The sequence below is a fragment of the Bacillus sp. LQ16 genome (genome assembly GCF_057784645.1).
Genome location: NZ_CM173491.1, coordinates 4,568,995 through 4,581,827 on the forward strand (window position 1 = coordinate 4,568,995; position 12,833 = coordinate 4,581,827).

Here is a 12,833-nt window from a genome sequence, read left to right on the forward strand (position 1 = left end):
CTCTCCCATCACTTTGCACCGGATTCAAAGTTTTTCTTATAATTGCCCTATAATCTCATCCATATTTCCAATATAAACTGGCTGCCATGTTTCTGTACCACGTTCTGCAGTATAAACTGGATAAGCGTCATCATCTATATTTACGAAAACTGGATCGCCCATATCCGTTTCATATCCAATTGCAATCCATCCTTCTTGCCACTTTCCGTTTTCTTCACTTATTAATGACTTTTTATGTTTATCATATCGGTAACCGATTTGTCCTTTTTCTAATTCACTTTCACTAAACACATATATTTCATAAGTACCTAGTTCAACATCTTGCTGTTTTGAAGTTTCAATTCGTTTTAGAAGTTCTGCGATTTTTGGTTGTTGTTTCATACGTCTATCCCCTTCTATTTTTCTAAATTTTAACTAGTTTGTTTATAAAATACAATATAGATTTTAAGACAAAAGGTGACACCCTGACCATATTTACGATTTTTTGAGTGTATCTATCACAACTCTCAATATATCAACAATTCAACACGAAATTTCGACTTACCAACAAAAATGACAAAAAAGAGAGGCTGCCCAAAAGGACAACCTCTCTTTTCTTATATCAATTAAAATTTAAATTCTTGTCCAACTTCAAAACTATCTTCTAATACAAGAATACCTTTTTCTTGTGGAGCGTCTGGAAGCTCTAATTCACGTGCAGAGCAGATCATTCCAGAAGAAGGAACACCGCGAAGCTCAGCTGGCTTGATTAACATACCGCTCGGCATTACAGCACCGATTTTTGCAACGACAACTTTTTGTCCTGCATCAACGTTTGGTGCGCCACATACGATTTGTAATGTTTCTGTACCGATTTCTACTTTACAGATGTTTAACTTATCAGCATTTGGATGCTTTTCTTTTTCAGCTACATAACCTACAACAAATTTCGGAGAAAGATCTGCTTCTACTGTTTCTTCAAAGCCGTTCTTCGCTAAAATTTCGTTGATTTTCTCAACAAGCTCTTTCGTTAATGTAAGGTTACCTGTTTCTGTTACTTCTAAATAAGAAGATGCATTAAAGATGTTGAATCCTCCCGTTACGTTGCTTTCACGATCATAAACGCGAGCAACATCTCCTTTGCGATCAAAAGTACGGTTCTCTAAAGTAATATCTTGTAAGGCAACAATTAAAGTGTCACCAATTCCTTCAAGGTTGTAAAAAACGTTCACTTCGTTCATCCTTTCTCTTTTCCATCTGTCTTCTTCCGATTTTTCGCTAAAATAAAGATTGGTTCAAACTCTCCATCTTCATATACGAATGAAAGTGATGTAATCGGAACATGCCCTTCGGCAAAAAATTTCATTGTCATTTGTGCAATAATATCATAACCGATTTCGTTAACGATATCAGCAATAATTAATACATCTTGGTGAGGAACAGCAACAACCATGTCACCAGAAATCTTTTCACGCATCGATTGTAGTAACGATTCGTTTAAAATACGCGTCGCGTCATATCCATCATTTGTGTTTAAAAAGTAGAATGTATTACCCGCTACTGTGTCTTGTTTAAATTCATAACCTAATGAGCGAGCATTGAATAATGCCATTTCACGTACTTGTTGTTCTGTAAGCTCTAACTTTTGTAATAAACGCTCATCAATTAGTCGATACGTTTTATTAGAATCTAACGCGTAGTAAATACGTGTTTCCGCCGTATGATCCGTCATAATAAACGGATTTCCTTCTTCTGCTTGTTTCGGGAAAGAAGTAGAGCGAATAACAGGTAAAATTTTCGCTCCGCTATTTTCTTCTTTATGCATCGCAATTAGCGCTTCTTGTACGTAATAAGCAACCTCTTCAATTGCCTTTTCTTTGTTCACTTCCCATTTCGCCACAACTCCTGGAAGCGATACGTTAATACCTTTTTTCGAGTCTTTCTGTTCTATACGTAGAACTTCTTTCTCGCTATCATACTGAAAGTCCCATTCTGAGCGAGATAATTTCTTCATTAACTCGTCTTTCATCTTTTTACTTGTCATCTTCATCTCTTTTTCCTCCCTTCCAAAAAAATAACCTCCCCCGCGAAGGTAGAGGTTGTTTTACAATTCAATTGGCAAATTGCCTTATTTTAAACCTTCAATAAACTCTTCGATTTGTTCTTGTGTTTTACGATCTTTGTTTACATAGCGACCAGTTTCTTCACCCTTATTGTACGCTACAAAGCTCGGAATGCCAAATACGTCTAATTTTACACATAGATCAATAAACTCATCACGATCTACATAGTAAAATGAGAAATCACTATATTTCTCTTCTACTTCTGGCATAAATGGGTCTACAAAACGGCAGTCTGGGCACCATTCTGCTGAGAACATAAAGACTACATTCTCTTCATTTTTTAATTGTTGGAATTGCTCCATGCTTTCTAATGACTTCATCTATATTTCCTCCTCTAACGAGTGCATGTTTTCATGTTATAATCTTTCTTTTATACTACCATACATCACGCATGGTGCAAGGTTTATGCTTGTTTTTTGTCATACTTATATTGCCCAACAAGTAACTTAACAACGTGTACAAATAATTCCGTGCGATCAACATAATCATCTGTAAAAATACCGATTGCACCTTCGTGACTACGAATATCTTTTCTATGTACAAACTCTTCCATCACTTCACTTAACTCCTTGCCCTCTTCAAGAGGTGCTAAAAAATCATCCGGTAACGTAATACGTGCCCCGCCGGCAACAAATATTTTACCATCACTTGTTGCTAGCGCTCCCCAATTACACATAAATAAACCGTACTCCGTTTTCATTACGCCGCCTTCTAGCCCAATACCAATTTGAGCTCCTCCTTCCTCTAGCGCTCGCTTCGCTCTATTAATCGCTCCTTGCATCGTCTCTTCATCTGAAAACGGCTGATTTGCTACTCCTGAAGGAACAGAAAGAGATGTAATTTCAGCATCTTTCCAAACCTTCTCCACAGCGCCAACCTTCGTTTTATTCTTCGATCCAACTACTACCTTCATTTCGTTCACCTCTATAAAAATTCATCATTCTATTCTAATATCCGCATCAGATACGAACTAAGCATCAACCACTACCACATATCACCAAGTCATCTATTCAGCCTAAAAAAGAAGGTTTTTTCTAGCAACATTACCGTCTTCGAAAACAAAAACAGCCTTCCTCTCACTTCCTACTTGGAGTCTTCATACATCATTCGAACACCAATTAAGCACTGACCGCTCCCACTCATGGACGGGTCATCTCTTCAATCTAAAAAAAGAAGGTTTTTTCTAACAACATTATCGTCTGCGAAAACAAAAACAGCCTTCCTCTCACTTCCTACTTGGAGTCTTCATACATCATTCGAACACCAATTAAGCACTGACCGCTCCCACTCATGGATGGGTCATCTCTTCAACCTAAAAAAAGAAGGGTTTTTCGCCCTTCTTCTCTACGCGTTATTCTTAATTGTCTCTAACGTCGTTTTATCTGTTGTTCTTACAAGCTTCGTAATTAATTCTTTCGCCGCTGCATAATCATCAACATGTAAAATTGAAGCATGTGTATGAATGTAGCGTGCACAAACACCAATTACTGCTGATGGGATACCAGAGTTACTTGTATGTACACGGCCCGCATCTGTACCACCTTGTGAAATAAAGTATTGGTACGGAATGTTGTTTGTTTCTGCTGTATCTAAAATGAATTCGCGCATTCCTCTATGTGTTACCATCGTGCGATCGTAAATACGAAGAAGGGCACCTTTTCCTAATTGACCGAACTGCGTTTTGTCACCAGATGCATCGTTTGCTGGACTTGCATCAAGCGCATAGAAAATGTCTGGTTGAATCATATTTGCAGCGGTTTGCGCTCCGCGAAGACCTACTTCTTCTTGTACAGTAGCACCAGAATATAATGTATTTGGTAATGTTTCATCTTTTAATTCTTTTAACAATTCGATTGCAAGACCACATCCGTAACGGTTGTCCCAAGCTTTCGCCATAATTTTCTTCTCATTTGCCATCGGTGTGAATGGGCAAATCGGCACGATTTGTTGTCCTGGTTTTACACCAATTTCAATCGCATCTTCATAACTATCTGCACCTATATCAATTAACATATTTTTTATATCCATCGGTTTTGCACGTTGCGCGTCACTTAATAAATGAGGAGGAATAGAACCAACAACCCCAATAACAGGACCATTCTTCGTCATAACTTGTACACGCTGCGCTAATAAAACTTGGCTCCACCAGCCGCCTAACGTTTGAAAACGAAGCATTCCGTTTTTCGTAATTTGCGTAACCATGAAACCTACTTCATCCATATGACCTGCTACAAGAACACGCGGGCCAGTTTCGTCCCCTTTTTTCAGACCAAATACGCTACCTAAACCGTCTTGTACAATTTCATCCGCATATTTGCTTAATTCTTGTTTCATAAAACGGCGTACATCATGTTCAAAACCTGATGCACCTTGTAATTCTGTTAACGTACGAAATAATTGCAATGTCTCTTTATTCACGAAGTCCCCTTCTTTCAAACCTTAGTAGAATACCTCTTTTATTGTAACGAAATTTTCGAAATGTTTCTAGTTTCTTCTTTTTTAGCTGTATTTGCTTTATAATTATTATTGGTACACTATTTTTATTTTATAGAATTGAGGTGAATATATGAGCTGGAAAGGTTTAGTAGCAGGTCTTGGCGTTGGGTTCGCAGCTGGTTATCTCGTTGCAAACAAAGTACAAGAACAATCCCATATTTCTTCAGAAAAAGCATTGAAAATGGTGAAACAAGCATTAAGTCATAAAGGTGAAATTACTGGCTCTTGGGTACATATGGTTCCAGAGACATTTGAAAAATATGATGTCGCATATGAAGTTTATCGCGGCGGTCTTACAACAATGTTAGATGATATACAAGAACGATTTGAATTTTTAGTTGATGCTAAAACAGGTACTGTTTTAGAGGTTATAGCAGCATAAAACGGAGGGTTCCCATTAGGTGAACCTCTTATTTTTTTGAAATTGCGGGTATTGATTAAAATTATATCAGCGATTTTTCGAATATATCAGCGCAACTCAAATTATATCGGCGAGTTTTTAAATATATCGACTTACCGACAAAACCCGACAATGAAAAAGAAGCTGCTCCAATAAATATGATGGAGCAACCTCCTATTTTTATGCTTCTATACTCGTTTTCCGTTCTATTTTTTCTACGATATGACCTTCCTCATTCCACTTCACAGCGCGATAATATGCGTCATGGTAAAACGTAAACCATGCCTCTTTTTCAGCACCATACTTCATCCATTTTTGTTTATTTTCAATCGAGGTCATCGGATAATCATCGTATGCCATTACCCATAATACATTTTGATGCGCGTGCGTCGGCAAGAGATCTGCTAAATGTAGCATCGTTTCCCCTTGACTCTCCAAAATGATGACTGCATGTCCATCACTATGCCCACCCGTATGTGCCATCTTGATTTCATCTGTAATTTCTATTTCTTGCTGGAACGTAACAACTTGATCTACAATCGGTTCCCAATTTTCCTTCCAATATGTATTACGGGATCTAATATTTGGGTTCCTCATTTCATTCCACTCTGTTTCACTTACGTAAACTTTCGCATTTGGAAATGCCGGCACAAGGTGATCATCTTCCCATTTTGTTAGACCAGATGCATGATCAAAATGAAGGTGTGTCATTAAAACATATTGAATATCTTCAGGCTTTAATCCCTGTTTTTCTAACGATTCATAAATCGATGATTCTTCTGTTACACCTTGATTTCGTTTCATCTTCTCATCCAACTTACCGTTTCCTATTCCTGAATCAATGAGCATATTTCCATCTTTCGTTTGTAAAAGTAACGGATCTGTTCGTAAGTAAATATGATTTGTGTCATTATGTTTATATTTACGTGACCAAAGTACTTTCGGCACAACACCAAACATTGCCCCTCCATCTAAATGTGTATTTCCGCCTTTTAACCACGTTACTTTTATATCTCCAATTTGTAACTGTTCCATTACACATCCCCCTTTCAATTAATCTTAACATAAAATTCTGATTATTTTAGATATAAAAAAACCTATGCATTACTGCATAGGCTCTGTACGATATTTTGCTTCAACTCGGTAAATACGATGACCTTTACTAGAGAATTTCTCTTCGTATTCAGTCATGATGTTACCTTCAAAGTCGCTGTTATGAAGATCTAAGCTTAAGTAAGTTAGTAACATACCATACTCAGCCATACTCATAAGAGAATATTCAAATAAACCTTGGTTATCTGTTTTGAAATGAATTTCTCCGCCTTCTACTAACACTTCTTCATAATTGCGTAAAAACGTTTTATACGTTAAACGACGCTTCGTATGACGTTTCTTCGGCCATGGATCTGAGAAGTTTAAATAAACGCGATCAATCTCACCTTTTGCAAAGAAAACTGTTAAATCTTCAGCATCTTTATTAATTAACTTTAAGTTCGGCACTTCTTCTTCAATTAATTTATCAAGTGCATCTACAACAACACTTGTGAATTTTTCAATTCCAATATAATTAATATGTGGATTCGCTTTTGCCATATCATACATAAAGCGGCCACGACCTGTACCTACTTCAATATGAATTGGTTGTTCATTTCCAAATACTTCTTTCCAGTTACCAGCGCGCTCCTCTGGGTTTCCGATTACGATATGTGAATACTCATTAATTCGATCCATTGCATATGGTTTATGTCTTAAACGCATAGATGTCTCCCTCTCTTTACAAAACTATTTTAAAGGAATAATTCCTTCTTTCTGTTTTTTAATCAATCTACCAAACAAAAAACCAAGTACGTACGAGCACTCGGTCCGTTTCTTTCAAGTATAAGATGTACCATTTTGATAAAAACTACATACAGCATTAAACATTCCATGACGAAACAGCTTTTTCTCTTACATTTGAAGAGAAAAACAATCGAAAGGATGATCCGTTCATGCCAATTAATCAACAACATCAATTAGAAGTGCTGAAAGATATTTTAGTCAACCACCAAAGTGATTGCTGCGGGACAGTTTCAGAATGCGAGCAATTAGAGCGCCTCATTCAATCGTTACTCGCAAACGATAATATAAGTAGTGACGCTAAAACAATGCTAAACGATGTATATTCTTATAGTCAATCGGGTAAATCTTCCTCTAATTTGGACAACCATATTTCCAATAATCAAGAACAACTTACTCAGTGGATTGCTGGAATGGACAATTTTTCTTAAGTATTATTCTGAAGCAAGTAGTTGCTGTAAATATTGATGCCAATATTCAGCTTCTGCTTGCTGTTTTTTTGTTGTATGCCATTGAATAGACAAAATCGTTTGTGCTATCACATACCATCTCATGCGCCTAAGCAGCGATTCATCCATTTCAATATCATAAAAACCGAGCCACTCACTCCACTCCTGGCGCGGAATGTACCAATATAATAACATACCAAGGTCTAGAGCTGGGTCAGCAATTACAGCTCCATCCCAATCAATTAAAAACAACTCATCTTCATCCGACAATATCCAGTTGTTATGGTTTACATCACAATGGCATACAACGAATTCATTGTATTCAATAGCTTTTAATGAATCCATTAAATATTGAAGGCCTTGCTGAATTGTTTCATCATCCCTTATATCTCCTCTTAAAACGAGTTGCAGTTGTTGTAATAACTCTTGTGCGTGAAGCGGTTGCTTCCCAAGTCTTTGAATCATCTGTACAAGCGCTTTAGAGGAGTGAATTTTCTTCAAAAGTTTCGCAACACGTTCTAGTTTCATATCCTCTGGCTCTAACTTCTGTCCCGGAAGCCATTTTTGAGCAGAAATTACATCACCGTTCGTTACCCTTCTTGTCCAAAGTAATTTTGGAACAATTCCTTCTGCTGACAATACCGCTAAAAAGGGCGATGTATTCCGCTTTAAAAATAACTTCTGTTGTCCGTTTTGCGCAATATATGCATCGCCCGTTACTCCACCAGCCGGTACAAGACTCCACTCTTTTCCTAATAATTGTTCCAACCATTCCATATTCATTACCCGTTAACAAATCCTTATCTTTTATAGTTATGAAAAGAAAAACCGCAACATTTCTACACATGTTGTGGATTCATATATTTTACTGTAAATGAAAAGAAAAATTAGCCTCAGCCAAAAATTCTCTATTTTATTTTACAAAACCTGTCATAGAATGACAACTTATCAAAATCGTCACCTTTGTCAATTCTACATTTATTACATTCTCATCGTCAAGTAGCGATTTGTCACATTATCGTCAATATATACGTGCTAATTGGAGCGAGCCTAAGTTCCTTTCCTCTAAATGAAGAAATTGGCTCTATTTTCGCTTGCTTTTCGTCTACTATCACATGCCACGTTTCTTCTTTCGGAAGTTGCACAGTTTTAGCTTCTAAACCGCTATTAAATAAAACGACAATCTCTTTCCACGGCCCAAACGATTCTGCATGCTCTAGGTGATATGCAAGTACTTCTGTAGATGTTTGTAAAAAAGTCATATGTTTTTTTATAAGGTCTGCGTTTTGTAATCGGAATGCCCCATGCTCTTTACGAATCGCAATTAAACCTTTTATATAGTTAACGGTCTCTATTTCTTTCTCTTTTTGATCCCAATCTAATTGATTGATCTCATCACTTGCATTATAGCTATTTTCATTTCCTTTCTTCGTACGATAAAACTCTTGTCCTGCATGTAAGAAAGGAATACCTTGTGAAAGAATAACCATTGCGCTCGCTAGCAGGTGACGTTTTTTCAAAATCGCTTCTGATTCTTCATTACTGCGCACTAGTTTATCCCACATCGTCATATTATCATGACATTCTACATAGTTAATGCTTTGCGCCGGCTCTAGAAACAGCCCTGTTTCTTTCATACTTAAAAGACTTCCTGCTGCAATATACTGCAAATGATTACAGTCTACATGCCCACCAAATGCAAAACCACGCTTATTTATATGAAATGTACTCCCTTTTATCCCATCACGAAATTGATCATTAAACTGTGCCATATGTGGCATTTTCTTCGCATTATTTAACGTTGCTTTTTCCTCACGAGGAAGCGGTGTTTGTAAATCCCATCCTTCTCCTAATAACAAAGCATCTCGTTTTATGTTTCGCACTTCTTTTTCTATCATATTCATTGTATCAACATCTAAAATTCCCATTAAGTCGAATCGGAATCCATCGACATTATATTCAGTAAGCCAATATAAAATAGACTCTACAATGAATTTCCTCATCATTTTCCGTTCAGATGCTATATCATTTCCGACTCCCGTCCCATTAGAAGGCATACCATCTTCACCATGACGAAAATAGTATCCTGGAACAAGCTTTTCAAATGATGATAGCTCTCTTTCATAAACATGATTATATACAACATCTATAATTACCCTAATGCCATGTTCATGAAATGTCTCGATCAACTGTTTACACTCTACTATCCTGTTATACGGATCAGAGGGATTTGTAGCATAAAATCCTGTTGGTGCATTGTAATATAATGGATTATACCCCCAATTATAGGCAGACGAAGGATTCGCCTCATCTACACCACCGAAACAATATAACGGTAATAGTTCAACATGTGTAACACCTAAATCTTTTATATGAGACAACCCTGTTAAAGTCCCATTCCGTCCTGTTATTCCCTCTTCCATCAATCCTTTATATGTTCCCTTTTGAATCACTCCACTATTTTGATGTATAGTCGCATCACGAATATGCAGTTCATACAATATGGCATCTGTCATTGATTGTAATGGTGGTAATCCTTCTCTTCTTGTTACATTCGTTTTTTCTAAATCGATAACAACACCGTGTTTTCCGTTTACCGTCACCGACTTTGCATAAGGATCTACAGCTTCGTTCCATATTAAATTAATACAAACGAGAAATGTATAGCGTGCTCCGTCTAAATCACCTTGTAATGTTTGAATCCAAACTCCGTTTTCTCCCCTGTACATTTCATGATCGGCATATTCTTTATCGCTCTTATAAATTCTTACTTTTGCAAGCCTTGCAGTTGGGGCCCATACTTTAAATGTCGTTTCTTCTTTTTGATACACAGCACCTAGATCTGTACCTTCGTAATAATACTTTTCATCGAAAATTGTTGTTCGAATAACAGCACCTATTTGTAAATCCGTTTCTTCATTCCGTTCATCTCGTACTGTATAATACTTTCCCACATCTAGCGGCTCTTCTATAAAGCACTCATACTTCGTTGCATCTGGAAGCGCAATCGTATGAGCAATCGGTAAATCTTTCACATTACTTCCTTCTTGCAAACGAAATGTCCGACTTGTTCCATACGCATGTGGGAGCAAAATTGTAATTTTATTCATTTCATCTAAATAGGCATCAAATGGACGTTTTACTTTCAACATAAAAAAATCACCATCATTCTCAAAGTTAAAATAAAGTGAAACTTTAATGAGCGAGATAAAATGAGCTGCAAATGATAAGGCTTTTCTTATCAACAAGACTCTATACAGTAACTCCATTCTTCTCTATATTATATTCACCTGCATAAAAAACGTTTTCACCATTCTATTTTTGTAATTTTATTTCAGCAATCGATTTATACTTCGGGGTTTCTTTCACGTGGGATTCGTATAAAGTAATTGTATCTGCTTGAAATGATATTTCAGGTACTTCTTTTATACTTTCTAAATGAAACTTTTCTTCTCCTATCCATTTACGAGCAACAGTAATATGCGGATGATACGGGCGTGTTTCTAGAGAAAATCCATTTTCTTCACAAATGACATGTACTTGCTTTTGCAACTGAAACAAACCGTGATTCTCACTTACCTTCGCCCAAAAAATACGGGGCTGATCTTCTCTACCAAACGTTGAAAAACCTTGTAACGTGAACGATAGTTCTTTTGTTTTTGTAAGTGTTTGTAATCCATTCTTTATCCCTTTTAACTGTTCTTCTGTCGCACCTCCTAAAAAGGAAAGGGTAATATGATAATCTTCCTTATGTACCCACGAGCGAAATGGTAATTCCTCATTCGTATCCTCTTTATAGTTAGACAGCACTTCTTTTATATGATTTGGTAACGTAATTGCGACAAAATAATGCCTATCCATGTACACCGTCTCCTTCTTTCTATTGTTTCTTTTCTTTCTTATCTCATTCAATTAAAAAGAAGCCGCCCTCTAAAGTAGAGAGCGGTCATTATTCATATATCGGCGATTAAAGTTTCACTTTACTTCGCTAGTTCATGAATTGCTTGCGCATAAATTGCTGTTGCTTTTAATAAGTCTTCAATTTCAATGTACTCATCTTTTTGATGCGCAAGTTCTTCTTTTCCAGGGAATAGCGGTCCAAATGCCACACCAGCTTTTAATGAGCGAGCATAAGTACCTCCGCCGATTGCTAACAATTCAGCTTTTTCACCTGTTTGTTCCTCATATACACGTTGCAACGTACGAATTAATTCGTGATCTTTATCAACGTGATGCGGACGAGAGTTAGAATAGTCTGCTACTGCAAATCCATACGTACCTACATATTCTTTTAACTTTGCAATCATTTCTTCAAAGTTAGTCGTAACTGGGTAACGTACGTTTAATCCTAAATTACCACCATTCTCTTTCGTATAAGAAAGGCGACCAACATTCACTGTTAATGGACCGCTAATTTCATCTTTATAAGCAATAGTAGCTTTTTCACCAAAAATATCACCAGTAAATGTTTCTGTTGCAAATGTCGCAAATGCAGTTGCTTTTCCATCAAGTGAAACTGTAGTTAAGAAGTTTGCTAATAATAAACCTGCATTTTCTCCTTTTTCAGGAGTAGATCCGTGCGCTGAAATTCCTTCTATTTGCAACGTCACTGTATTGCCTTCTATAGTCGATTTCCCTATTTTTTTAGCAGTTTGTAAATACTCTTCATATGCTACTGTAAGTGCATTTACATCTTCTCCTGTAATAACTGCTTCTGCAAAATCAGGAACCATATTTAAACGACGCCCTGAATCAAATGAAACAAGTTCATATGTACCTTTTTTCTCTTCACTACCATTTTGCACAACTTGTATATCAGAAATTCCTTTTTCTGCATTAATAATTGGAAAGTCTGCATCTGGTGCAAAACCGATTGTTGGCATTTCTTCGTTTTTAAAGTAGTGATCTACACATTTCCAATTGCTTTCCTCATCTGTTCCTATAATCATACGCACACGTTTTGAAAGAGGTAAGCCTAATTCTTTCACAATTTTCATCGCATAATATGCTGCCATCGTTGGGCCTTTATCGTCAATTGCACCACGTGCAAAAATCTTTCCGTCGCGAATATCCGCACTATACGCAGGAGTCGTCCAGCCATCTCCTTCTGGTACAACATCAACGTGACAAAGAATACCTACTAACTCTTCTCCTTGTCCCATTTCAAGATGACCTGCATATCCTTCTAAATTTTTAGAAGCAAAACCTTCAGCTTCTCCTTTATGTAACATGAAAGATAGCGCTTTTTCTACACCTTCACCGAATGGTGCGCCTTCTTTCGCCGATTCTTCTTCCCATACACTTTTAATTTGTAAAAATTGTTGTGTATCACGAATTAAATCATCTTTTCGTTTTGCAACTTCTTCAGTCCAATTAATCGCTGACATCACGCATCCATCCTTCACTATATTATCTCTTTCATCATAGCAAACCGAAATCCCTTATGCCATACACGAAAACTAAATACCGAACAATTGTAATATTTCAGACATTTCTTATTAGTTTTTCTTTTATTTTTTCAAAAAAATTTGCAGGAATTTGGCGTTTTAC

14 protein-coding genes are annotated in these 12,833 nt (G+C 36.8%); 2 read left to right on the forward strand and 12 right to left on the reverse strand.

The window, feature by feature from the left end; all coding sequences use genetic code 11:
• Positions 1-36: 36 nt before the first annotated feature.
• The 6 genes from AC3EMB_RS23105 to AC3EMB_RS23130 form a co-directional block, all read right to left on the reverse strand.
• Positions 37-381 (reverse strand): hypothetical protein, encoded by a 345-nt coding sequence (locus AC3EMB_RS23105; RefSeq protein WP_000813348.1) that lies wholly within the window; start codon positions 379-381, stop codon positions 37-39.
• A 224-nt stretch (positions 382-605) separates the two neighbouring features.
• Positions 606-1,220, reverse strand: coding sequence for a YtpR family tRNA-binding protein (ytpR, locus tag AC3EMB_RS23110; RefSeq protein WP_001006777.1), 615 nt, complete (start codon positions 1,218-1,220; stop codon positions 606-608).
• Positions 1,217-2,029 (reverse strand): DUF1444 domain-containing protein, encoded by an 813-nt coding sequence (locus AC3EMB_RS23115; protein WP_029443439.1) that lies wholly within the window; start codon positions 2,027-2,029, stop codon positions 1,217-1,219. The genes ytpR and AC3EMB_RS23115 overlap by 4 nt, the downstream gene beginning before the upstream one ends.
• Before the next feature lie 78 nt (positions 2,030-2,107).
• Positions 2,108-2,422 (reverse strand): thioredoxin family protein, encoded by a 315-nt coding sequence (locus AC3EMB_RS23120; protein ID WP_000838193.1) that lies wholly within the window; start codon positions 2,420-2,422, stop codon positions 2,108-2,110.
• Positions 2,423-2,505: 83 nt separating this feature from the next.
• Positions 2,506-3,015: a DUF84 family protein gene (locus AC3EMB_RS23125; RefSeq protein ID WP_069356316.1), complete on the reverse strand. Its 510-nt coding sequence runs from the start codon at positions 3,013-3,015 to the stop codon at positions 2,506-2,508.
• 431 nt (positions 3,016-3,446) lie between these two features.
• On the reverse strand, positions 3,447-4,520 hold the full coding sequence (locus AC3EMB_RS23130; RefSeq protein ID WP_001031517.1) for a M42 family metallopeptidase: 1,074 nt from the start codon (positions 4,518-4,520) through the stop codon (positions 3,447-3,449).
• Between the two features lie 148 nt (positions 4,521-4,668).
• Here AC3EMB_RS23130 and AC3EMB_RS23135 point away from each other — a divergent pair, with 148 nt between their 5' ends.
• Positions 4,669-4,980 carry a PepSY domain-containing protein gene (locus AC3EMB_RS23135; protein WP_000118541.1) on the forward strand — a complete coding sequence of 104 codons (312 nt, stop codon included), beginning with the start codon at positions 4,669-4,671 and terminating at the stop codon, positions 4,978-4,980.
• Between the two features lie 198 nt (positions 4,981-5,178).
• Here AC3EMB_RS23135 and AC3EMB_RS23140 read toward each other — a convergent pair whose 3' ends face one another.
• Complete coding sequence (locus AC3EMB_RS23140; RefSeq protein ID WP_488517290.1) at positions 5,179-6,033, reverse strand: YtnP family quorum-quenching lactonase; 855 nt, start codon at positions 6,031-6,033, stop codon at positions 5,179-5,181.
• Positions 6,034-6,102: 69 nt separating this feature from the next.
• A complete protein-coding gene (trmB, locus tag AC3EMB_RS23145) occupies positions 6,103-6,756 on the reverse strand; it encodes a tRNA (guanosine(46)-N7)-methyltransferase TrmB (RefSeq protein ID WP_001239383.1) in 654 nt (217 codons plus the stop codon).
• Positions 6,757-6,986: 230 nt separating this feature from the next.
• Here trmB and AC3EMB_RS23150 point away from each other — a divergent pair, with 230 nt between their 5' ends.
• A complete protein-coding gene (locus AC3EMB_RS23150) occupies positions 6,987-7,265 on the forward strand; it encodes a YtzH-like family protein (RefSeq protein WP_001122235.1) in 279 nt (92 codons plus the stop codon).
• A 3-nt stretch (positions 7,266-7,268) separates the two neighbouring features.
• On the opposite strand, the gene AC3EMB_RS23155 is transcribed toward AC3EMB_RS23150, so the two are convergent.
• The 4 genes from AC3EMB_RS23155 to pepV form a co-directional block, all read right to left on the reverse strand.
• Positions 7,269-8,066: a phosphotransferase family protein gene (locus AC3EMB_RS23155; protein ID WP_002094168.1), complete on the reverse strand. Its 798-nt coding sequence runs from the start codon at positions 8,064-8,066 to the stop codon at positions 7,269-7,271.
• 227 nt (positions 8,067-8,293) lie between these two features.
• Positions 8,294-10,435, reverse strand: coding sequence for a type I pullulanase (gene pulA / locus AC3EMB_RS23160; RefSeq protein ID WP_488517291.1), 2,142 nt, complete (start codon positions 10,433-10,435; stop codon positions 8,294-8,296).
• Positions 10,436-10,598: 163 nt separating this feature from the next.
• Positions 10,599-11,144, reverse strand: a complete 546-nt coding sequence (gene thpR / locus AC3EMB_RS23165) for an RNA 2',3'-cyclic phosphodiesterase (protein WP_053563531.1) — start codon at positions 11,142-11,144, stop codon at positions 10,599-10,601.
• A gap of 119 nt (positions 11,145-11,263) precedes the next feature.
• Positions 11,264-12,670: a dipeptidase PepV gene (gene pepV / locus AC3EMB_RS23170; RefSeq protein ID WP_001274237.1), complete on the reverse strand. Its 1,407-nt coding sequence runs from the start codon at positions 12,668-12,670 to the stop codon at positions 11,264-11,266.
• Between the last annotated feature and the right edge of the window lie 163 nt (positions 12,671-12,833).